The organism is Coriobacteriia bacterium (assembly GCA_018368455.1).
GTDB lineage: Bacteria > Actinomycetota > Coriobacteriia > Coriobacteriales > UMGS124 > JAGZEG01.
This window is the reverse complement of record JAGZEG010000001.1, coordinates 55,032-77,826: the sequence shown is the minus strand read 5'-3', so window position 1 is coordinate 77,826 and position 22,795 is coordinate 55,032. Positions and strand designations below refer to the sequence as shown.

Below are 22,795 nucleotides of genomic sequence, written 5' to 3'. Positions count from 1 at the left end.
CCCCTGGCGCAGTTCTGCAGCCGCGCGCCCTACGCGCGGCGAAGCTGTTTGAGCACAGGGGATGGGCCGTCGAGGCCCCGGGTGAATGCGAACTCTCGAGCGCTACCGAACTTTCGAGCGCAGCGTTGCCTGGGCCGCGGCGAGGCGCGCGACGGGCACGCGATACGGCGAGCAGCTCACGTAGTCGAGACCCGTGTCATAGAACTTCTGGATGGACTCGGGGTCGCCGCCATGCTCGCCGCACACGCCGAGCTCGAGGCCCGGGTTCGTCTGGCGACCGAGCTCGCAGGCCATCTTGACAAGGCGGATGACGCCGTCGTCCACCGTCTCGAACGGGTTGCGCGTCACGATCTTGCGCTTGAGGTAGATGGGCATGAACTTGCCCTCGACGTCGTCACGCGAGAAGCCGAACGTCGTCTGCGTCAGGTCGTTCGTGCCGAAGCTGTAGAAGTCGGCGTACTTGGCGACCTGGTCGGACGTCACGGCAGCGCGCGGCAGCTCGATCATCGTGCCGACAGGCATGCCGGACAGATCGACACCCGTGGCCTGGGAGACCTCGGCGATAGTCTGCTCGATCGTCTCGCGCATGGCCTTGAGCTCCGTGTCGACGGCCACGAGCGGCACCATGATGTGCGGGCGCGGGTCGAAGCCCTCCTTCTTGAGCTGGGCCGTGGCGTTGGCGATGGCGCGCACCTGCAGCACCGGCAGCTCGGGATAGACAAAGCCCAGGCGGCAGCCGCGCAGGCCGAGCATGGGGTTGGCCTCGATCATGCCGTCGATCTGGGCGAGCAGCTTGCGCTTGGCCGCGATCTCCTCGGCATCGGCGCCCTCGCACTCCATGCGCGTGATCTCGACCTCAAGGCGACGCGGGTCGTCGAGGAACTCGTGCAGCGGCGGGTCGAGCAGACGCACGGTGACGGGCAGGCCGTCCATGGCCTTGAGCATGCCGTAGAAGTCACCCGTCTGGGCGGCGGACAGGTCGTCGCACGCCTTCTGGCGCACGGCCGGATCCTCCGTGAGGATGTAGCTCTGGATGATCTGCTTGCGCTCGCCCAGGAACATGTGCTCCGTGCGGTCGAGGCCGATGCCTTCGGCACCGAAGCTGCGGGACAGCTCGGCGTCGGCGGGGTTGTCCGCGTTGGCGCGCACGCCAAGCTTGCGCACCTCGTCGGCCCACGTCAGGATCGTCTCGAGGTCACCGGAGAGCGTCGGGCTCACGAGCTTGACGGCGCCGAGCACGACCGTGCCCGTCGAGCCGTCGATGGAGATGACGTCGCCCTCGTGCAGGACGATGTCCGTGCCGCTGACGGTGACTTCCTTCTTGGAGGCGTCGATGCGCAGGGCGTCAGCACCGCAGACGCACGGAGCGCCCATGCCGCGGGCAATGACGGCCGCATGGCTCGTCTTGCCGCCGTGGCTCGTGAGGATGCCCTTAGCCGCAACCATGCCTGCCAGGTCGTCGGGGTTCGTCTCCCAGCGGACGAGAATAACGTCCTTGCCCTCCTCGTGCGCCTTGACGGCGTCAGCCGAGGAGAACACGATGCCGCCCACCGCGGCGCCCGGGGAGGCGTTGAGGCCCTTGCAGAGCACCTGGTAGTCGGCCTTCGTGTCGAACTGCGGGTGGAGCAGCTGGTCGAGCTGGCTCGGGTCGACGCGCAGCAGGGCCTCCTGCTTCGTGATGAGGCCCTCCGACTCCATGTCGATGGCGACCTTGAGTGCAGCGGCGGCCGTGCGCTTGCCAACACGCGTCTGCAGCATGAACAGCTTGCCCTGCTCGATGGTGAACTCGATGTCCATCATGTCGCGGTAGTGGTTCTCGAGGATGCCGAACACGCGCTCGAGCTCCTCGCCCGCTTCCTCGAGGCCCGGCGTGTGCTTGAGCGTCTCGATGGGCTCCGTGTTGCGGATGCCGGCCACGACGTCCTCGCCCTGGGCGTTCACGAGGTAGTCGCCGTAGAACTCCTTCGTGCCGTCAGCGGGGTTGCGCGTGAAGGCGACGCCGGTGGCCGACGTGTTGCCCTTGTTGCCGAACACCATGCTCATGACGTTGACGGCCGTACCCAGATCGTCGGCGATCTTGTTCTGCTTGCGGTACAGGATGGCGCGGCTGTTGTTCCAGCTGCCGAACACGGCCTGGATGGCGAGGACCATCTGCACGTCGGGATCCTGCGGGAACTCGACCTCTCCCGAAGCTCCCACGAGGTCGGGATGCTCGGTGGCACTGACGTTATCAGAAAAGATCTTCTTGTAGTCGCCCACGAGCTCGCGCAGGTCGTCGGCGGACAGCTCCGTGTCGACGCGCACGCCGGCCATCATCTTGCGCGACGTCAGCGCGTTCTCGAACAGGTCGGAGTCGACGCCCATGACGACGTTGCCGAACATCTGGATGAAGCGGCGGTACGAGTCCCAGGCAAAGCGAGGGTTCTCGGTCTGCTTGATGACGCCCTGGACGGACTGGTCGTTCATGCCGAGGTTGAGCACCGTGTCCATCATGCCGGGCATCGACATGGGGGCACCGGAGCGCACGGAGACGAGCAGCGGATCCTCGGGGTCGCCCAGGCGCTTGCCGGCGCGCTCCTCGAGGTCACGACGGGCCTCCTCGATGAGGTCAAGCACGCCCTCGGGCCACGTGTTGCCGCCGTTGGCGTACTCCATGCACGTCTGGCACGTGATCGTGAAGCCGGGCGGGACAGGCAGGCCGATCTTCGCCATCTCAGCGAGGTTGGCGCCCTTGCCGCCGAGGATGTAGTTTTCGGAGGCGGAGCCGTCGGTCACGTCGTGGCCCTGGGCGTCCTTACCGAACCGGTAGATGCGCTTGATCTCGGACACTCTGTTGTCTCCTTCGTCGCGCGGCGCCGCAATCGGGCGGCGCCCATACGGGTGAGAGCGGGGCTTGCCCGCACGAGTGAAGTACCCGCAAATGGTATCGCGCAAGGAGGCAGTACGGCGAGGGGTCAGTCCTTGAACGGTCGAAACAGGGCAGAAATACCGCGAGGTAGATAGGGGTATCGCCACTCAGCGTCCCCAGCGGGCCGCTCAGCGGACGGCGTTCACCGAACCGTCAAACTAGCGAGCTGCGAGCGGCGCGGGCGCAGCGGCAACAGGCGGTCAACAGACCCGCCTGTTGCCGCCGAACAGATGGCCTTTGCCTCAGGCTAGTCCTGCTGCGTGCGACGGCGCGCCTCCCACAGGGCCTCGGCGCGGTCGAAGTACCCGAGGATGACCTGGGCAGTCTCCTCGACAGCGCGCCCGTCCGTGTGGATGACGATGCAGCCGAGCCGGCGCATGAGCGCACGCGCCTCGTCGAGCTCGTCGGCGATGGCGCAGGGATCGGCATAGGCGCCCGCCACCTCACGTACCCGGTCGGAGCCGAGCCGCTCGTTGCGGATCGTCGAGAGCACCTCCGGCGTGCTCATGAGGCCGAACACGCGGAACGGCTCGACGTCGAACAGCTCGTGGGGCGGCTCGGAGCCCTTGGCGAGCGGGATGTTGGCCACCTTGTAGCCGTGGAACGACAGGTACATGGACAGCGGCGTCTTGCTCGTGCGAGACACGCCGACGAGCACGATGTCGGCCTTCGTGAGGTCCTGCGGGTTGCGGCCATCGTCGTGCGAGACGAAGAACTCCATGGCCTCGATGCGGCGGAAGTAGCGCTCGTCCGTGCGGCGGATGACGCCCGCCTGGCCGTGGGGCTGCTCGCCCGTCAGCTGCGCGATGGCGTCGAGCGCCGGACCGAGCACGTCGATGTGCGGAACCTTGCGACGCACGAGCTCGGCCTCGAGCGCCGTGCGCAGCTCGCGGTTCGCGATCGTGTGGAACACGAGGAAGTGCTCGGGGCCGTCCTGGGCGAGGTGGGCGTCAAGGTACTCGGAGATCTGTCGCAGCGACGACGCCTTGGGCAGGCGCTCGATGTGCACGATGCCGGCATCGAACTGCGCGGCGGCGGCAAGGGCAACGTCCGCCGCCGTGTCGCCGAGCGAGTCAGAGATGACGTGGATCGTGGGGACGGACTGCGCGCCGTGGAAGTCGAGCGGCTGGTCGATGGTGCCGGACGATACGGGCGTGGGCGTCTGCATGGGCGAAGACCTCTCCTCGGCGGAAACGGGCGGGGCGCCGCCCGATGTGCCGGGTGGCGCCCCTGACGTGAGAACGGCGCGAGTGCTTTCCTACCTCTTGTCCTTCTTCTCCATCTTGCCCACGTCGGCGACACGCGCGAACGCGGAGACGAAGCGGTTTAGCAGGCGCAGGCGGTTCTCCCGCAGCGCCTCGTCGGGATCCATGACCATGACATCAGCGAAGAACGCGTCGATGGGCGCGCGCAGCTGGGCGAGCGCCTCGATGGCAGCCGGGTAGCCGCCCTCGCCCGCCAGCGCTGCTTCGACGCCGGCGACGGCCTCGTCCACGCTCGCGAGCAGGTTGCGCTCTTCGTCGCCCGCGAGCGCGAGGTCGACGTCGTCGCCCAACTCCGCGACGCGCAGGTGGTCGGCGCGCACGTAGGCACTCGCCAGGTCGTCGAACAGCTCGGGCGACTCGCGGCGCGCGTGCTCGAGAGCTGCGGTGCGCGCGAGGAACTCGACCGGTTCGATGACGCCGACGGCCTTGACCGCCTCGACCGTGTCGGGCGAGGCGCCCTCGTCCTTGGCGATCGTCGCGAGGCGGCCGACGAAGAAGGCCTCGACGGCCTGCTGCACGGCGGCACGGTCAAACGCGATACCCTGGGACGCGAGGCCATCGAGCGCAGCGGCGATGGCGGCAACGAGCGAGATCTGGGGCTCGGCACGGCAGATGTTGATGATGCCGATGGCCGCGCGACGGACAGCAAACGGGTCGGACGAGCCGGTGGGCGCCTCGTCGATGGCAAAAATGCCGCACACGGTGTCCAGCTTGTCAGCCAGGGCGACGAAGCGCCCCGCGAGGCCGTCAGGCAGCTCGTCGCCGGCGAAGCGCGGGCGATACTGCTGGGCAATGGCGAGCGCGACCTGCGGGTCCTCGCCACACGCCGTGGCATAATAGCCGCCCATGACGCCCTGCTGGCTTGTGAACTCAACGACGGCGCTCGTCACGAGGTCTGCCTTGGCGAGATGTGCCGCACGCTGAGCGAGGGCGCACGTCTGCTCGTCGGCGCCGCTCGCCTGGGCCGTGGCGAGAGCGAGCGCCTCGACGCGCTGCGTCTTTTGCAGCATCGTGCCGAGCTTCTCCTGGAAGCCGACGACGGCGAGGCGGTCGACGTAGTGCTCGAGCGGGTGCTTGAGGTCCTCGTCGTAGAAGAACTTCGCGTCAGACAGGCGGGCGCGCACGACGCGCTCGTTTCCGCTCGCGATGACGTCGCTGCGCGCCGGGTCGCCGTTGGAGACGAGCAGGAAGTGATTCGTCAGCGCGCCCGTGTTCGCGTCGTACAGCGGGAAGTAGCGCTGGTTGGACAGCATGGACTCGCAGATGATCTCGTGCGGGACCTGAAGGAACTCCTCGTCGAAGTCCGCCTGCACGACCGTGGGCCACTCGACGAGGTTCACGACCTCGTCGAACGTGCGCTTCGGCGTGTCGGCGCGCAGTCCCTCGCGCTCGGCGATCTCGGCGATGCCGGCGCGGATGATCTCGGCGCGACGCTCCCCCGAGACGATGACGTGCACGGACTCCATCGCGGAGAGGTAATCCTGGGCGGAGGCGATCTCGATGTCGCCCGGGTTCATGAGGCGATGACCGCGGCTTGTGCGTCCAGCAACGAGGTCGCAGAACTCGACGGGCACAACGTCGGCGTCGAGCAGGCACACGAGCCAGCGCACGGGGCGCGAGAAGCGGCAGGTGTGCGTGCCCCAGCGCTGAGTGCGCAGGCCGGTCAGCTTGTCGTTGACCTTGCCGGCGGCCGTGGCGAGCACCTCGCGCACAATGTCGGCAGCCGGGCGGGCCGGCGTCGACACGTCGATCCACACGTAATCGCGACCGTCCTGCTCGCGCACGACGAGCTGAGAGGCGTCGGCGCCCTTGCCGCGCGCGAAGCCCTGGGCGGCCTTCGTGGGGTTGCCGTCAGCGTCAAACGCCTGGGCGGCGGCCGGGCCGCGGAAGTGCTGCTCGACGGCCTTCGTCTGCGGCTCGAGGCCGTGCACGAACGTCGTGACGCGACGCGGCGTGCCCAGGCACTCGACCGCCTCGTAACCCAGGTGCGCAGCGCCCAAGCCCTCCTCGACGAGCGCCTTCATGTGTTCGAGGATCTTCGTGAGCGCCGCGGAGGGCAGCTCCTCCGTACCGATCTCGAAGACGAGCTCCTTCGTCTGTGCCATGCTAGGCAACCTCCCCGGCGTTGTTCTGTGCGGCGACAGCGTCCTCGTGAGCCTGCCACGCCTCGCAGCATGCCTTGGCGATGGCGCGGACGCGCAGGATGTAGGCAGCACGCTCCGTGGCGCTGATAGCGCCGCGAGAGTCGAGCAGGTTGAACGAGTGTGAGCACTTCATGACGCAGTCGTAGGCCGGGAGCGGCTGGCCTGCCTCGAGGCAGTGCATGCACTCAGCCTCGTACTCGTCGAACTTGCGGCGCATGAGGTCCACGTTAGCGAGCTCGAAGTTGTACGTCGAGAACTCGCGTTCGTTCTCGAGGTAGACGTCGCCATACGTAAACGTGCCGCCGTCGGGCGTGCGCGTCCACACCAGGTCGTACACAGAGTCGACGCCCTGGATGTACATGGCGAGGCGCTCGAGACCGTACGTGATCTCGACGGGCACAGGGCCGACCTCGATGCCGCCCACCTGCTGGAAGTAGGTGAACTGCGTCACCTCCATGCCATTGAGCCACACCTCCCAGCCCAGGCCCCAGGCACCGAGCGTCGGGCTCTCCCAGTCGTCCTCGACAAAGCGCACGTCGTGCTCGGACGGCTCGATGCCGATGGCACGCAGAGAGTCGAGGTACAGCTCCTGGGGGTTGTCGGGCGACGGCTTCATGAGCACCTGGAACTGGTAGTAGTGCTGCAGGCGGTTAGGGTTCTCGCCATAGCGGCCATCAGCCGGGCGGCGGCACGGCTGGACATAGCACGTGCGCCACGGCTTGTCACCCAGCGAGCGCAGCGCCGTCGCCCAGTGGAACGTGCCGGCGCCCACCTCGCTGTCATAGGGCTGCAGCACGACGCAGCCCTGCCTCGCCCAGTAGTTCTGCAGGGCGAGGATGATCTCCTGGAACGTCAAGGCGTCCGGGTTCATGCACGCACTTCCTTTCGCTTCGGCGCAGACGCACGGACGCCAGCGCACGATAGTAAACGACGATGGGGCAAGGCAAGGCGCTACGAGGCGTCGCCCGAGCCCAGGGACTTCTGGGGGTTGTCCTCGGCCGACGTGTAGTCGAGCGGGCCGAGGTTCACGATGAGCGGGCGCGCCTCGAACGAGAACCAGCCGAGGTCGATCGTCTGCGGATCCCCGAAGCGCACGATGGGCCAGTAGCGGAACACGGCGTGGCCCGTGATGTTGTCGACAGGCACGGCGCCGAACACGCGCGAGTCGCCCGAGTTACCACGGTTGTCGCCCATGGCCCAGAAGCAGTCCTCGGGCACGGTATAGGGATAGGTGACGCCGGCCGTCGAACGCATCGCCTCGGACTTCTGTCCGTGGGTGTAAGGCTCGTCGAGCTTGACGCCGTCGACGTAGACATAACCGTCGCGCAGATCGACGACCTGGCCTTCCGTGGCGATGACACGCTTGATGAGCGTCTCGGAGGGGTCTTCGGGGTTGATGAACGTGTAGACCTGGCCCGGCGTTGGGTTAAAGTCGGCGGCCTTGATGGAGATCTTTTCGGCATAGACGGAGTCGTCCGGCACGATCGTCGGCACCATGGAGCGCGTGGGAATGGTGAACGGCTCGATGATGAAGAGGCGCATGAGCCAGATGGCCAAGGCCATGATGGCAAACGCGATGACGAACTCGCCGACGCCGGCCAAGAAGCCTCCCCTGCGCTGGGGCTCGCCCTGTCCCTCTGGGCCGCTCTCCCCCGCCTGCGCTACGGAAGCGTCGGCGCTTGCCTGCGGCGCCGGAGCGTCAGCCGTCTCGCCGGGCCGCGACGCGCGCGTCATATCTTCATCAGTCATGGGGCAGGGCCTCCTGGGCAGTGGGCGTATCAGTCTTCCCATTGTAGGCCAGCTTGCCCCGCGGAGACCGGCGGCGCTTCGGCTTCCTCTGAAGTTCGGCAAACGCAAACGGCACGAGATCGGCAACGTCGTCGGAAGCGATGCGAGCGGCGACAAGATCGGCGACCTCGCGTTCGCGCTGCGTGAGACGTGCGCTGGGGATGAGATCGGGGCGGCGCTCGCACGTGCGAACGATGGCATCGGCGCGCCGCCACAGCGCGATAAGCGCGTGGTTGCCCGACAGCAGCACGTCGGGGACGCCCATACCCCGGAAGTTGGCAGGACGGGTGTACTGCGCGTACTCGAGCAGGCCGTCGTCAGAGAACGACTCGTCCGCCGCGCTCATCTCGTCGCCAAGGGCTCCGGGCAGCAGACGCACGACGGCGTCGCACACAACGAGCGCCGCGAGTTCCCCGCCCGTGAGCACGTAGTCTCCCAGGGAGACGCAGCGCGTCGCCCGGGCATACACGCGCTCATCCATACCCTCGTAGTGGCCACACACGAAGAGAAGTCGGCGCTCCTGCGACAGCTCGGCAGCCATAGCCTGCGAGAACGGCTCGCCCGTCGGAGTGAAGAACACGACGCATGCCGGGTCGTCGGGCGGGCACAGCTCGTCAAGGGCCTCGTAGATGGGCTCACACTTCATGAGCATGCCCTGGCCGCCGCCGAACGGTGCGTCGTCGACGGTGCGGTGGCGATCGTGCGTCCAGTCGCGCAGGTCGTGCGCCGCGAACTCGAAGAGGCCCGCGCGGCGCGCACGCCCCATGATGGACGTCGACATGATGGGCTCGAACATCTCGGGAAACACCGTGAGCGCCTCGAGCCTCAGCGGAGCGCTCACCGCTGCGCCTCGTCAGGGACGATACCATCGAGCAGGTGAACCTCGATGGGCCCGTGGGCAGGGATGGCGTCCTCGTCGACGACGTCGGGGATGACGGGAACAAGGAGCTCGCCAAACGGGCCCTCAACGCGCCAGACGTCGTTGGCGGGAAGCTGCATAACCTCCTCGACGACGCCGATGTCGCCATGGCGCGTGTCGACGAGAGAGCGTCCGACGCACGATAGCACGGACTGCTCGCGCACGACGTCGGGCACGTCGGCACGAGAAGCGAGCACGAGCTTGCCGACGAGGGCCTCCGCGTCGGATATCGATGCCACGCCGGAGAACGCGATGAGGTCCGCCGGTCCGCGGTCGTTGACGCTCAAGACGGTACGGAAGCGCTCGCCCTCGAGATCGGGCGGCGTCAGGCAGACGCGCATACCGGGCTCAAGACAGAAAGGGAGGCCGTCGAGCGGAGCTACGACGACCTCCCCCTTCTTACCATGGGCCCGAACGATGCGCGCGACGTTGATGTAGGGCGTCACGGCATTCGTAGGCATGAGTTACTCCACAACCTCCACGTCAACGGAGATGTTCTGACGTGCGCCACAGGCACGTGCGAGCGTGCGCACGGCCTTGATGACACGCCCATGGCGCCCGATAACGCGTCCCACGTCATCAGAGGCAACGTGCACCTCGATGAGCGAGGACTCGGGACCATCCGTCACCTCGATGGAGATGGCGTCGGGATCACTGGCAAGAGAGACGACGAGATACTCGACCAGATCGGCGACACGATCGCTGGGAAGCTCCTGCTCACCGTCGTCGGCGTCGACGTCGACGTCCTCGTCGAGAACCTCTGCGTCAGCCATGGTTACTCGGCAGCCTCAGCAGCGGCGGCAGCGGCCTTGGCGGCAGCCTTCTTGCTCATCTTCTTGGGCTTCTCGACCGCAGGCTTCGGCTCGCGGAACTCCTTGATGAGGCGAGCGACCGTATCGGTGGGCTGGGCGCCCTTGGCGATCCAGGCGTCGATCTTCTCGAGATCCATCTTCACCATCGAGGGCTCGACCATGGGGTTGTAGCGGCCGACCTCCTCGATCGCACGGCCGTCGCGCTGGACGCGGCCGTCAGCAACGACGATGCGGTAGTAGGGGTTCTTCTTGGAACCGTGGCGCGCGAGGCGAATCTTGACAGACAATGAAAGCTCCTTGGTACACGTCGGGCCGAAGCCCGTGGGACGATATACAGCGAGAAAGCATGATACCTCATTACGCGACCGTACAGCGTGATGATTTCATGCTCACGAATTACGTGGAATCGCTCCCGACAGGGCGCCGTGTTGTGGAGAGCCCGGGAGAATCGGGACGTCGCGCTTCACTTTCAGGACGACTTCAGAGCGACCTCGTAGCATACCGCGCATGGATCGTAGTGCCCAGGCCGACCCCAAGTGGCGCGACGCGCGAGAGAAGGGACCGTCATGAACGTACTAGTTGTCGAAGACGAGAACAACCTGGCCGAAGCCCTCGCGCACATCATGCGCGAACAGCACTGGGGCGTCGACGTCGTAAACGACGGGCGTCAGGGCTTTGACTACGGCAAGACGGGCATGTACGACGTCATCGTGCTCGACGTCATGCTGCCCGAGATGGACGGATTCGAGGTCGCTCGCAAGCTGCGCGCGCAGAGCGTCTCGACGCCCATCCTCATGCTGACGGCGCGCAGCGAGGTCAAGGACAAGGTCGACGGCCTGGACTGTGGCGCCGACGACTACATGACAAAGCCGTTCAACCCCGAGGAGCTTCTCGCCCGCCTACGCGCGCTGTCTCGGCGGACGGGCGACGTCGTGCTGAACACGCTGAGCTTCGGCGACCTGACGCTCGACCTGTCCGACATGAACCTGTCGTGCGGGTCGAACAGCGTGCACCTGTCGTGGCGCGAGAGCGAGGTCATGAAGCTCCTCATGAGCAACCCGCAGACGACGCTGGCGAAGTCGACGCTGCTCACCCGCGTCTGGGGCACGCAGGGTGACGCCGGCGCCAACAACGTGGAGGCCTACATCTCCTTCCTGCGCAAGAAGCTGTCGCTTCTCGGCTCGACGGTCTCCATCCGCACCATCCGCATGCTAGGCTACCGGCTCGACACGCCCGATGCGCAGGCTCCCGACTTCGCATAAGGTGCCAGGCAGGCGCACACGGCGGCATACCACGGCAGGCGCGCCCGGAGAGGCTCGCCGAGAAGCGCAGGGGGCACGCCCATGTTGAAGCGGCTGCGTCGCAAGATCGTCCTTATCACGATGTCGCTCGTCGGCCTCGTGACCATCGTTGCGTTCCTCGTTGTGCTCGCCTTCGTGTGGCACACGGAGTACCAGGACATCCACACGGCCCTGAAGCGCGCCACGACGAACGGCCCCGAGGACGTGCTCGTGCTGAGCGTCGGCAGCCGCCACCCCTACGCGCGCTCCGGCTCGGCGACGCAGGAGATCGTCGACAGCTCAGGCACGACGCTGCCCATCACCGCCGTCTTCCTCGTGGACTCCTCGTCCGGCGACATCATCGACTCCAACGAGGACCTTGTCACGATGAACGAGAACATCCGCGACGCCGCCATAGCGCAGGCGCTCACGGCGGAGGACGACGAGGGCCAGCTCAAGGACTTCGGCGTGTTTTACATGCGCAAGACCGAGCTGGGCGACACGATGCTCGCCTTCACGGACGCGACTCAGTTTAACAGGCAGATCACGACAACTGCGGAGCTCACGGGTTGCGTCTGCCTTGTTGTGCTCGCCGTGCTGCTGCTGGCGAGCACGCTGCTGGCCCGCTTCGCGACACGCCCCGTCGAGCGCACGTGGGAGCAGCAGCGCCGCTTCGTGGCAGACGCATCACACGAGCTTAAGACGCCGCTCACCGTCATCATCGCGAACAACGACATCCTGCGTGCACATCCCGAGCAGACCGTGGGCCAGCAGATGCGCTGGGTCGAGGGAACATCCGCCGAGGCGACGCGCATGCGCGGTCTCATCGAGGACATGCTGACGCTCGCGCGCGACGAGGACAGCGGAGCTCGGGCAAAGCTCGACCTGGCAGACGTCGACCTGTCAGCGCTCGTGGCCCAAGCCTCGCTCGCCTTTGACGCCGTGGCGTTCGAGGCTGGCGTCGAGGTAAAGGAGAGCGTCGCGCCCAAGCTCGTCGTGCGCGGAGACAAAGCATCGCTCGAGCGGCTCGTCAAGACGCTCATCGACAACGCCGTGAAGTACGCGGGAATGGGGGGCACCGTCGACGTCAAGCTCGCCGCGAGCCACAAGGGCAGGCCCGTGCTCAGCGTGCACAACACGGGGCCTGCCATCCCCAAAGAAGAGTTGCCCCACGTGTTCGACCGCTTCTGGCGCTCGGACGCAGCGCGCACGCACCAGGCCGGCGGCGGCTACGGGCTGGGCCTCGCCATCGCCAAGAGCATCGCGGAGAGCCACGGAGCGCGCATAGCAGTGGCGAGCGCCGAGGGAGAGGGCACGACGTTCACCGTCACGTTCTAGATCCGGCGGTTCGCGCCCACAACACGAACACGTGTACTATACTGCCAGTATGGATGAGACGCATCACATAGAGAGCGGCCAATGGGTCGGGCCCGCCGTGGGCCTGCTCGACCTCGATGCGTTCTTTGCCTCGGTCGAACAGCTCGACCATCCCGAGTGGCGAGGCAAGCCCGTCATCGTGGGCGGTGACGCTGAGCGGCGCGGCGTCGTGTCGACCGCCTCCTACGAGGCGCGCCGGTTCGGCGTCCACTCCGCCATGCCCTCCGCCCAGGCGCGCCGCCTGTGCCCCGACGCCATCTGGACGAATGGCCACTTCGACCGCTACCGAGAGATGTCTGCCCGCGTCATGGCTATATTGGGGGACGAGACCCCCTATGTCGAGCAGGTCTCCATCGACGAGGCGTTCTTTGACGTGACGCCGGGACGCTTCGCAGGAGAAGGTCCCGTGGACATAGTGCGCCGCGTGTGCTCGCGCGTCGCCGAGCTGGGCGTCACGTGCTCCGTCGGGCTGTCCACGAACAAGACATGCGCCAAGATCGCCTCGGAGCGCAACAAGCCCAACGGCATCACCGTCGTCTACCCCGGCACAGAGGCGGCGTTTCTCGCACCGATGAGCGTGCGCGCCATGAGCGGCGTCGGGCCGAGCACGGAGGCAACGCTCGCAAAGCTCGGCATCCACACGCTGGGCCAGCTCGCCGCCGCCGACCCGCACGAGCTCGAGTCCCGCCTGGGCGTGCTCGGCCCGCGCCTCGTCGTGCGCGCATCGGGACGAGAGGTCTCGCACGTCGCAGAGCGAGCGGCGCCCGACGACGTGAAGTCCGTCTCCAACGAACGCACGTTTTCCGAAGACCTCACCGACGAGGGCGACATCAGCGCTGCCATCAGCTACCTGAGCTCCGTCGTGGCCCGCAGGCTACGCCGCAAGGGGCTGCGCGGCCACGTCGTAACGCTCAAGGTGACCTACCGCGTCGGCGAGTCGCGCACGGCCCGCCACGGCGTCACGGGGCTGACCGACGATGAGCACGTCATCGCGAGCTGTGCCCGCTCTCTGCTGCCCGGGCTGTGGGCCCCCGGCATGCCCATACGCCTCATGGGCGTGGGAGTCTCGCAGTTCGAGGCACACGACACGGTGCAGCCCAGCCTGTTCGACGACGTGGAGGCCCAGGAAGGCGCCCGACAGCGCAGCGACGCCCTGGCCCGCGCGACGGACAGCCTGCGCGAGCGCTTCGGGGACGCGGCGCTCATGTACGGCAGCGAGCTGCGCTTTCGCGAACGCGTGTCCAATACGGCGCCCCAGCACAAGGACGACGCGTAACGAGAAAGGGGCTTCACGCCTAAGACGTCTTCCCAACACGAGCCGTCCCGTCCACGAACGCCCGCGCAAAGCGGCCCACCGCTCCCCCGTCATCCTCAAGATCGGCCGCACGACACACCAGCGCCGTCGGAAACATAATGGGCCTGCCATCGAGTGCATCGAAAACGACCACGTCCTCCCTACGTTCGAGGACGGGGCGAGACGAGCTCGAACCGCAGATATAGATGGCATCTCCAAAGTCCGCAAGGGCGGCATCGCCATAACTCCCGACTTGGTTAAGACGAAACTTCAAGCGTATCTCTGGGCCAATAATATGCTGGATCGCTTTAGACCATCGATCGAGGTGCATTCCACTGTTGACAACAACTGTCTGTCCGTCGAGGTCAGCACGCCTGAGTTCACTTTTTTCGGCAAGTGGATGACTTCGCATCATTGCAAGGAAGTTGGATCCTTGACCCACAGGAAGATACGTAATGCCCAATCTACTCGCTTCGTCGCAGAGGACAGGTATGCATGAATAGTCCGATTCAACGGCCAAGTCGATCTGGCCCAACGCAACCGCGTCAACGGCAGGCGAGTTAATGTCGAGCTCTATTATCCTAAAAGGCATCTCAGCAGAACTCGGCAGAGCCCGAGCAAGGTCCGTCGAAAGATCAACAGCAATCCTGACCGTTTCCACTCCCCGGGCGAGACGCGCTTTCCGTACTCCTTCTTCGTATAGGGTGACAAGTCTCTGGGCATGGTCAAGAAACACGCGACCCGACTCGTTAAGCTCAAGACCATTATTCGAGCGCTCGAACAACGGGCAGCCAATCTCCTTCTCGATCGACGAAATGCGCATGCTCAACGATGGCTGCGACGTATGCAGCTCAGCAGCGGATCGCGTGATATTCCGTCTCTTCGCAACGACGATGTAGTCCTTAAGCTGCTCGATCTTCATGTCTTCCCCCTTGGCATCCGAACGCCTCTCGTTGTCCAAGGACGCCATATCGAAAAGCTTATGCTACATCGACAGTATACGTATTACCGCGATAACCGGGCATCGCGTTATTCTCGCCTGGACATGCCGCGCAAGGGGCACGGCAGCACGCTGTATATCCGGAGCGAGAAGGGGGATTCGCATGGTAACTCCCAGCAGCAATGCGTCACTCACCAGAAGGGACGCCCTCAAGGGAGCCGCGCTCGTCAGCATGGCCACCGCGGCATCAACATGCGGCGTAATTGCTCAGGCAAGCGAGGCAACCACAGAAGATGAGACATGGGACAAAGAAGTTGAGGTAATCGTCGCCGGAACGGGCACGGCCGTCCACGCCGCCATCGCATGCGCAGAGTTTGGCGCGACATCCGTCCTGGTGGTAGAGAAGAGCGACTCCATCTTCGGCGGCACCTCGGGTGTCTCTGGCGGCGGCTATGCGCTTGCGATGCTTGACTACGGCGAGTCGGAAGGCATCTCCGACACACGTGACAGCGTGCTTGAGTACATGAGGGGCGTTGGCGACGGACGCATGGACGAAAACGTCCAGGCCTCCTTCGTCGATACCTGCAACGAGTTCGCCCACTTCGTTGTCGATACATTCGACTGGGATCGCTGGGGACACATCAACCAGGCATTTGGCGACTATTACGAGCTGTACGAGGCGTCGTTGCCCAACGCGTTTGGGCACGGCAGCTGGTATCCGTTCGATAAGGAGGGCAATCAACTCTCCGCGCCGAAGCAGTGGCCGGCATACCAGGAGTACCTGGAGTCCCACGATAACGTCGAGCTCGTGATGGGCGTCTCCGTCAACGACCTGGTAACCGACGATGCAGGCGTCGTCATAGGCGTGATCCTGTCAGACGGGACACGCGTCAAGGCGCGCGCCGTAATTCTGGGCACGGGTGGCTTTGAGTACAGCGAAAAAATGCGGAAGCTGTATCTGCCCTTCCCCTATATGCGGTCCAACGGCATGGTCACGAATACGGGCGATGGGCAACGCATGGGCGCAAAGATCGGTGGCGAGCTCGCCTATATGGACACGACGTTTGGGTGTCCGTACTTTGTCACCACGCCTGACTTCGATCCAACGGTCTTTGAGTCCAACCAGCTCGGTTCAGATGCCTTTGCGCCTCGTGGTCTGCCCCATTCCGTGATCGTCAACCACAAGGGCAGGCGCTTCTGTGACGAGAGCACGATGTATGACACCATGAACCGCGCGTTCGGAACGTATGACACCGGAACAATGGAGTACGTAAACATCCCCGGTTATTGGATTGCCGACGCACAGTATGCTTCGCTCTATCTGATGCCAGGCTACTCGACAACAGACAACCTGCCCGATTATGTCTTCGCGTTCGACACGCTCGAGGAACTGGCAGATAGCATGGGCATCGACAAGGAGGCCTTGCTGCAGGAAATGGCCGCATTCAATGAAAATGCGGCCCAGGGCAAGGATCCTGTTTGGCACCGCGGCGAGAAGGTCGTCTCAGCCAACACGCTTGCCATGATGGGTGCCATGCTCCAGCTCGACCCGGCTGCAGAACCCCAGACCAGCGTTTTGGGCACCGTAGAACAGGGGCCGTTCTACTGCGTTCGCTACGTGCCCGGCATGATGGGCGGCACGCGTGGCGGCCTGCACATCAATGAGAACGCCCAGGTTCTCAACGTCGACGGCGAGGAGATACCTGGCCTATATGCCACGGGCAATTGCTCGTCAGGCGTAGCTGGCTACTGGGCAGGCGGCGCAACGTTGGGCCAAGGTGCCGTCATGGGCTATATCGCCGCAAAACACATCATGGGAAAGTAGGGCATCCCTCAGTTTGAGGCACAAAATATGACGGGGGTGAATCCGGCGAGTAATCTCGTTCGGATCCACCCCCGTCTTGATTAAAAGCCGTAGGCCACGTCACTCGGCTCTTTGACGTGGGACGTCTTTAGTCGTCGGCGTGCACCTTCGTGCCGGCGCTGTCCGTGCCGACGCCTACGCGCGCCTTGGGGGCCTCGCCCTCGAAAGCGCCCAGCTCGCCGTCGACAACCGTGGCACGCGGAGCGTCGCCCCACAGGCGCTCGAGGCGGTAGAACGCGCGCGCCTCGGGCTGGAACAGGTGGACGAGCACGGAGCCGAAGTCCATGAGCACCCAGGTGCACTCCTCGCGGCCCTCGATGGCGAAGGCGCGCTCGCCCAGCGGGCGCAGGCTGTTCTCGATCTCGTCGGCGATGGCGTCGACGAGGCGATTGTTCGCCGCGCTAGCGATGACGAAGTACTCCGTGATGTCAGACAGGCCGCGCAGGTCCTGCACGACGACGTCGCTGCCCTGCTTTTCGTCAATGATGCGGCAGATATTGCTTACAAGCTCAAGGGGTTCCACGTACACATTCCTTTCTCAGCGCAGGCTACCTTCCGGCAACGTCGCGCTTTCCTATCCACGTTGCGTGCCGTCCTCTCACGACCGTCCAAGTACGGGCGCGTCGAGTGCGGCATGTCAGGGCAAGTATAAGGGCTCTACGCCGCTACCAACCCCGCCGCAGGGCGTCGGGAAGGTACGGCTCGTAGGCATTCCACACGCGAATGGCCTCGGGGTAGAGATAGCGGCCGCTCTCGATGACCCACAGGCAGCTCTGGCGCGCGCAGGCCGCGAACAGCGCGCGCAGGTCGCCCTGCGCGAGACGACGCAGCTCCCAGTACTCGGCGTCGTCTCCCCGCAGCGGCTCAAGCATGTCCGCGACGTATACGACGATGTCGAGATCACTCATGTCCGTCGCGCCGATCGTATGGCGAGAGATGGCCTGAAACACTTCGGCCGGTAGGTCCCACGTCTCGGGCAGACTCGCCGCCGCCGTCCAGCCGTGCAGGATGGGCGCCATGCGGGGATCGCGCTCCCCCTCCACCAGGCCGTAGCGCTCGGCCTTCGCCCACAGGTCATCGGTCGTGAGCTGCTTTGTCTTGTCCCAGTCGTGCAGCAAGCCTGCCGCCGTCGCCAGGAACGGGTCGACGCCGTGCGCGGCTGCGAGGCGACCCGCCGTGCGCGCAACGGACAGACTGTGGCGCAGGCGATGGCCCGTGAGATGGCGCTCGACCTCGGTCCGAAGGACGCTGAGGTACGTGCGCAGCGCGGCGTCCGCGATGAGTGGCTCGGGGCCCGCCCAGGCATAACCCTTCTCGGTGGGAAGGCCGTCCGGCCCCATAGCGGGCGCTTCGAAAGCGACGGTCGGGCTTTTTTCCGTGCCTGCCAACAGCGTCTCGCACGCCTTTTTAGCCGCCTTTTTGCCCTGCTTCTTTTTCTTCTTCTTGCCCATGGGACGTCCTTTCTCACACATGTTCATCGCTGCGAAGAGCGATAGAGGCCATGATCGGCGATGTAGGCCGCCACTTGCGAGCCCACGAGATCCGCGACGTCTCCGCCCTCCCTGACGCGCGAGCGGACGAGCGTCGAAGAGACATCGGGTAGAACGCGCTCGAGCACGGCAACGTCGAAGTCCAGGCCGCTCGCGTCGAGCGCGGCAAGGGCGCACGTCACGTCATGGCCGGCCCGCCGCGCCACGGCGATGCGGGCAAGCCGCGCGATAGCGGGCGCATCATGCCACAACGGCAACGTCTCGAGCGAGTCGGCGCCTAGCACGAATGTCAGGCACGTGCCCTCAGGGCAGAGCTGCGCGAGCTCGACAAGGGTGTCAGACGTGTACGTGATGCCGGGGCGCGCCGTCTCGCGCTCGCTCACGCCAACGGCGCCGGCCAGGCACGCCGTAGCGATGCGCACCATGGCAAGGCGGTCTTTCGTGGAGGCAAGATGCGCGTCGCGCTTGAACGACGGAACGCCGGCGGGCATGAACAGCAGCGCGTCGAGACCAAGCTCGTCGCGGGCAGCCAGCCCCATCTCAACGTGCCCGAGGTGGATCGGGTCGAACGTTCCGCCGACGATGCCGAGCTGGGGCTTGCGGCCCCCCGCAGCGCGCGCCCGCAGACACTCAATGACGGCGCCCTCCCCCGGTGCAAGCGCGCGAAACCGGTCGTCGGCCATCTACGGCCGCACCTGTCCGGCGCCGCGGCACAGGTACTTCGTCGTCACGAGCGCCTCGACGCCCATGGGACCGCGTGCGTGTAGCTTCTGCGTCGAGATGCCGATCTCGGCCCCCAGGCCAAACATGCCACCGTCCGTGAAGCGCGTCGAAGCGTTGACGTAAACGGCCGCGGCGTCCACCTCGTTCAGGAAGCGCTCTGCCGCCGCATAGTCGCTCGTGACGATGCACTCGGAGTGGCCCGTGCCGTAGCGATTGACGTGCACGATAGCCTCGTCCAAGTCGTGGACCCGTCGCACGGACAGCTCCATTGCCAGGTACTCGCGGCCCCAGTCGTCCTCGGTCGCCTCGACGCACGCGTCAGCGGCAATGCCCGCACGGCGGGCTGCCGAGACGGTTTTCTCGTCCCCGTGAACGAGCACGCCCCACTGAGCGCAGGCGCTCAGGAGGCTCGGAAGGAACGCTTCGCAGATCTGCTCGTCCACGAGCACGGACTCGCAGGCGTTGCACACGCCAGGCCGCTGCGTCTTGGCGTTGCGGATGATGTCGAGCGCCATGCGCTCGTCCGCCGCGGCGTGCACGTAGACGTGGCAATTGCCCGTGCCCGTCTCGATGACCGGAACCTTGGCGCTCTCTACGCAGTGGCGGATGAGACCGGCGCCGCCGCGCGGGATGAGTACGTCGACGAGGCCCACGAGGCCCATGAGCTCGTCAGTCTCGCTGCGATCCGTCGACTCGATGAGGCCGATCGCCCCGCGGGGAAGACCGGAGCGCTCGATGGCGCCCTGCAGCGCCCGGGCGATGGCGACGTTGGAGCGCGCCGCCATGGAGCCACCGCGCAGGACACAGGCGTTGCCTGCCTTGAGGCACAGGCCGGCCGCGTCGGACGTCACGTTGGGACGCGCCTCGTAGATCATCGCGACGACGCCGAGCGGCACCGTGACGCGCTCGATAGCAAGCCCGTTGGCGAGGCGCTGGCCCGACGTCACACGCCCGAGCGGGTCGGGCTGGTCAGCGATGGCCTCGAGGCCACGCGCCATGGCATCGACACGGCCCTCGTCGAGGCACAGACGATCGATGAGGGCATCCGACGTGCCCGCCGAGCGAGCCACGGCGACGTCAGAGGCGTTTGCCGCAAGAATGGCCGGGGTCTCGTCGCGCAGCGCCCGCGCCATGGCCCGCAACGCCTCATTGCGCACGCTCGACCCGCACCGGGCAAGCTCGCGCGCCGCTCCCCGCGCCGCCTCCGCCCTCTCCCGCGCCTCAGACATAGGATCCCTCCGTAACGTTTGACGTGATCTACAACGTCAGGAGGCGTCGCGGTGCGTCAGATGCAAGATGGAACGGGGCGAAGCGTATGAAGATACGTGAACCCCGGTCCAGCGCAGCAGATGGCGTGCCACAACACCTCCCCTGTCTCAGCAGATCAGAATACGACGAGCTCGTCGCGGTGAATAAGCGGCGTGCCTTCGAGCTCCGGCGCAACCCGCGCGATCAGCTCGCTGCGCATCCCACGCGTCAGATCCGCCTCCTGCGACGAGTACCCCGCCAGCCCGCGCGCCACGAGGGCGTTCTGCGCGTCGCGCACCGCGATGACGTCGCCGCGCGCCCACGTCCCCTCGACGCCCGTGACGCCCACGGCCAGCAGCGAGCTTCCGCCGTGCAGCGCCTGCAGCGCACCGTCGTCGATCGTCACGCAGCCCGCGTCATGTCCAGCAAGCGCGATCCACAGCTTGCGCGACGACTCGCGGGCAACGCTGGGGTCGGCAACGAAGCGCGTGCCGATCGCGGCACCGCGCACCGCGTCCACGAGCGCGTGGGGAGCCCTGCCCAGGCAGATCGTCAGCGGGATGCCGGCCATCTGCATCATGCGGGCGGCGCGCACCTTCGTGATCATGCCGCCCGTGCCTACCGTCGACCCCGCGCCGCCCGCACTGGCGAGCAGTGCGTCGTCGACGTGGTCGACGACCGGCACGAGGCGGGCGTCGGGGTTGCGACGCGGGTCAGCCGTGTACAGGCCGTCGATGTCAGACAGCAGCACGACGAGGTCGGCCCCGACGAGCGAGCCCACGATGGCGGCCAGCGAGTCGTTGTCGCCGAAGCGGATCTCGTCGACGGCGACGGTGTCGTTCTCGTTGACGACGGGCACGACGCCCAGGGCGAGCAGGCGCTCTATCGTCTGGCGCGCGTGCAGGTAGGCGCTGCGCAGCGCCGTGTCGTTGCGCGTGAGCAAAACCTGGGCCGTCCCCAGGCCGTGCCGGGCGAACGCACGGGCATACGTGCCCACGAGGCCGACCTGGCCCACAGCGGCGCACGCCTGCAGCGACGGCATGTCCGTGGGCCGGGCGTCGAGGCCGAGCAGCGGGATGCCTGCCGCGATTGCTCCGGAGCTCACGAGCACGACCTCGCAGCCGTCGGACACGAGCCCGGCGATCTGGTCAGCCAGCGAACCGATGAACGCCTCGTCAAGCCTGCCATCGGGGCCCATCAGCGTCGCAGAGCCCACTTTCGCCACGACGCGCCGGGCCGCCGGCCACGCCCCGGGAGCCGCACCCGCGTCGCTCATCGGGCGCTCTCCCCGTCCTCTTCGCCCTCGTCGGCTACCTCGTAACCCGAGCCTTCCTCGCCCTCGCCCTCGAACACCTGGACGTCGACCCACTCGAGCTCGTCGGCAGCGTCCTCCGGCACGACGTCGTCAGCGCGATCCGCCCCGCCGGTGTACTCGAGGTCATATCCGAGGATGCGCACCGTGTCGCCGTTGCGCGCGCCCGCCTTGGCCAGCGCGTCATCGAGGCCGAGGCGCTCAAAGCGATGCTGCAGGTAGATGATGGCCTCGTCGTTGTCCCAGTCCGTCATGATGACCATGCGCTCGACGGCGCGGCCGCGCACGCGCCATGCGCCCGGCTCCTCCGCCTCGATGGCGAAGCGCTGCTCGCGACGGTGACGGGCGGCAGCCCATACCTGGTCGTACTGTTCGTGCTGGTCAGCGGGCTGCTCCTGCGTGGCCTCCGTGCGCAGCTCGCGCACCATGCGTCCAACCTCGAGCATGAGCTCGTGCATGCCGGCGCCGCTCACGGCAGACACGGCAAAGTACGGAACGCCGTCGGCGGCGGCAACCTCCGCCATGCGGCGGCTCGCCTCTTCCGTGCCGGGCAGGTCGCACTTGTTGCCGACGACGACGAACGGGCGCTGCGCGAGATCGTCGGCATAGCGGGCAAGCTCGCGCTTGATGACGACGTAGTCGTGCACGGGGTCGCGCTGCTCGTAGGAGCCGGACAGGTCGACGACGTGCATGATAAGAGCCGTGCGCTCGACGTGGCGCAGGAACTCGTGGCCGAGACCCTTGCCCTCGGACGCGCCTTCGATGAGGCCGGGGATGTCGGCCACGACGTAGTCGTAGTTTCCGACACGCACCATGCCGAGGTTGGGCTGCAGCGTCGTGAACGGGTAATCGGCGATCTTGGGGCGCGCCGCGCTCATGTGGGCGATAAGTGACGACTTTCCGACGCTCGGCATTCCGACGAGTCCCACGTCGGCCAGGAGCTTCATCTCGAGCTCGATCCAGTGCTCCTCGGACGGTTCGCCCTTCTCGGCAAACGTCGGCGCGCGGCGCACGGACGTCACGAAGTGCGTGTTGCCCCTGCCGCCGTGCCCGCCCTCGCCCACGACGACGCGCTCGCCGGGGTGCGTGAGATCGGCCAACTGGTAGAGGCGCTCCTGCGTCTCGAAGTCGAGCTGGTAGACGACGGTCCCGAGCGGCACGCTCAGCTCGAGATCCTTGCCGCAGGCACCGTCCTTCTTCGAACCCTGACCGTGCGTGCCGCGCTCGGCACGGAAGTGGTGCTTGAAGCGGTAGTCGACGAGCGAGGACTTGCGCGGGTCTGCCACAAGCACGACGTCGCCGCCGTGACCGCCGTCTCCGCCGTCGGGCCCGCCCTTGGGCACGTGCGCCTCGCGGCGGAACGACATGCAGCCGGCGCCGCCGTTGCCGCCCTTGACGTTGATGTGGACCTGGTCGATGAACACGAGTACC

The 22,795-nt window shown here is 66.3% G+C and carries 20 protein-coding genes; 4 read left to right on the top strand and 16 right to left on the bottom strand.

Annotation, left to right across the window (positions count from 1 at the left end; translation table 11 throughout):
- Nucleotides 1-102 precede the first annotated feature (102 nt).
- From ppdK to rpsP, 9 genes are all read right to left on the bottom strand, one after another.
- A complete protein-coding gene (gene ppdK / locus KHZ24_00340) occupies nt 103-2,829 on the bottom strand; it encodes a pyruvate, phosphate dikinase (GenBank protein MBS5449653.1) in 2,727 nt (908 codons plus the stop codon).
- Between the two features lie 326 nt (nt 2,830-3,155).
- Nucleotides 3,156-4,076, bottom strand: a complete 921-nt coding sequence (locus KHZ24_00335; GenBank protein ID MBS5449652.1) for a kinase/pyrophosphorylase — start codon at nt 4,074-4,076, stop codon at nt 3,156-3,158.
- 90 nt (nt 4,077-4,166) lie between these two features.
- Nucleotides 4,167-6,278 (bottom strand): glycine--tRNA ligase subunit beta, encoded by a 2,112-nt coding sequence (glyS, locus tag KHZ24_00330; protein ID MBS5449651.1) that lies wholly within the window; start codon nt 6,276-6,278, stop codon nt 4,167-4,169.
- A gap of 1 nt (nt 6,279) precedes the next feature.
- Entirely contained in the window at nt 6,280-7,188 is a 909-nt protein-coding gene (gene glyQ / locus KHZ24_00325) for a glycine--tRNA ligase subunit alpha (protein MBS5449650.1), read from the bottom strand.
- 80 nt (nt 7,189-7,268) lie between these two features.
- Nucleotides 7,269-8,051: a signal peptidase I gene (lepB, locus tag KHZ24_00320; protein MBS5449649.1), complete on the bottom strand. Its 783-nt coding sequence runs from the start codon at nt 8,049-8,051 to the stop codon at nt 7,269-7,271.
- A gap of 7 nt (nt 8,052-8,058) precedes the next feature.
- Nucleotides 8,059-8,934 carry a tRNA (guanosine(37)-N1)-methyltransferase TrmD gene (gene trmD, locus KHZ24_00315; protein MBS5449648.1) on the bottom strand — a complete coding sequence of 292 codons (876 nt, stop codon included), beginning with the start codon at nt 8,932-8,934 and terminating at the stop codon, nt 8,059-8,061.
- An 8-nt stretch (nt 8,935-8,942) separates the two neighbouring features.
- Nucleotides 8,943-9,485: a 16S rRNA processing protein RimM gene (locus KHZ24_00310; GenBank protein ID MBS5449647.1), complete on the bottom strand. Its 543-nt coding sequence runs from the start codon at nt 9,483-9,485 to the stop codon at nt 8,943-8,945.
- A 3-nt stretch (nt 9,486-9,488) separates the two neighbouring features.
- The gene (locus tag KHZ24_00305) at nt 9,489-9,797 is read right to left on the bottom strand and encodes a KH domain-containing protein (protein MBS5449646.1); all 309 of its coding nucleotides are present in this window, start codon (nt 9,795-9,797) and stop codon (nt 9,489-9,491) included.
- A 2-nt stretch (nt 9,798-9,799) separates the two neighbouring features.
- The gene (gene rpsP / locus KHZ24_00300; GenBank protein ID MBS5449645.1) at nt 9,800-10,123 is read right to left on the bottom strand and encodes a 30S ribosomal protein S16; all 324 of its coding nucleotides are present in this window, start codon (nt 10,121-10,123) and stop codon (nt 9,800-9,802) included.
- A gap of 279 nt (nt 10,124-10,402) precedes the next feature.
- Here rpsP and KHZ24_00295 point away from each other — a divergent pair, with 279 nt between their 5' ends.
- From KHZ24_00295 to dinB, 3 genes are all read left to right on the top strand, one after another.
- Nucleotides 10,403-11,098: a response regulator transcription factor gene (locus KHZ24_00295; GenBank protein ID MBS5449644.1), complete on the top strand. Its 696-nt coding sequence runs from the start codon at nt 10,403-10,405 to the stop codon at nt 11,096-11,098.
- Between the two features lie 81 nt (nt 11,099-11,179).
- Nucleotides 11,180-12,454, top strand: coding sequence for a HAMP domain-containing histidine kinase (locus tag KHZ24_00290; GenBank protein MBS5449643.1), 1,275 nt, complete (start codon nt 11,180-11,182; stop codon nt 12,452-12,454).
- A gap of 49 nt (nt 12,455-12,503) precedes the next feature.
- The gene (gene dinB, locus KHZ24_00285) at nt 12,504-13,769 is read left to right on the top strand and encodes a DNA polymerase IV (protein MBS5449642.1); all 1,266 of its coding nucleotides are present in this window, start codon (nt 12,504-12,506) and stop codon (nt 13,767-13,769) included.
- A gap of 19 nt (nt 13,770-13,788) precedes the next feature.
- Here dinB and KHZ24_00280 read toward each other — a convergent pair whose 3' ends face one another.
- Nucleotides 13,789-14,709: a LysR family transcriptional regulator gene (locus tag KHZ24_00280; protein ID MBS5449641.1), complete on the bottom strand. Its 921-nt coding sequence runs from the start codon at nt 14,707-14,709 to the stop codon at nt 13,789-13,791.
- Between the two features lie 181 nt (nt 14,710-14,890).
- On the opposite strand from KHZ24_00280, the gene KHZ24_00275 reads away from it, so the two are divergent.
- The gene (locus KHZ24_00275; GenBank protein MBS5449640.1) at nt 14,891-16,552 is read left to right on the top strand and encodes an FAD-binding protein; all 1,662 of its coding nucleotides are present in this window, start codon (nt 14,891-14,893) and stop codon (nt 16,550-16,552) included.
- Between the two features lie 127 nt (nt 16,553-16,679).
- Here KHZ24_00275 and rsfS read toward each other — a convergent pair whose 3' ends face one another.
- The 6 genes from rsfS to obgE form a co-directional block, all read right to left on the bottom strand.
- Nucleotides 16,680-17,120: a ribosome silencing factor gene (gene rsfS, locus KHZ24_00270; protein MBS5449639.1), complete on the bottom strand. Its 441-nt coding sequence runs from the start codon at nt 17,118-17,120 to the stop codon at nt 16,680-16,682.
- A 136-nt stretch (nt 17,121-17,256) separates the two neighbouring features.
- A complete protein-coding gene (yqeK, locus tag KHZ24_00265) occupies nt 17,257-18,042 on the bottom strand; it encodes a bis(5'-nucleosyl)-tetraphosphatase (symmetrical) YqeK (GenBank protein MBS5449638.1) in 786 nt (261 codons plus the stop codon).
- A gap of 23 nt (nt 18,043-18,065) precedes the next feature.
- Entirely contained in the window at nt 18,066-18,764 is a 699-nt protein-coding gene (gene nadD / locus KHZ24_00260; protein MBS5449637.1) for a nicotinate-nucleotide adenylyltransferase, read from the bottom strand.
- Entirely contained in the window at nt 18,765-20,033 is a 1,269-nt protein-coding gene (locus KHZ24_00255; GenBank protein ID MBS5449636.1) for a glutamate-5-semialdehyde dehydrogenase, read from the bottom strand. It abuts the gene before it with no gap.
- Between the two features lie 155 nt (nt 20,034-20,188).
- Complete coding sequence (proB, locus tag KHZ24_00250) at nt 20,189-21,328, bottom strand: glutamate 5-kinase (GenBank protein MBS5449635.1); 1,140 nt, start codon at nt 21,326-21,328, stop codon at nt 20,189-20,191.
- Nucleotides 21,325-22,788 (bottom strand): GTPase ObgE, encoded by a 1,464-nt coding sequence (gene obgE, locus KHZ24_00245; protein MBS5449634.1) that lies wholly within the window; start codon nt 22,786-22,788, stop codon nt 21,325-21,327. The genes proB and obgE overlap by 4 nt, the downstream gene beginning before the upstream one ends.
- Nucleotides 22,789-22,795: the final 7 nt, after the last annotated feature.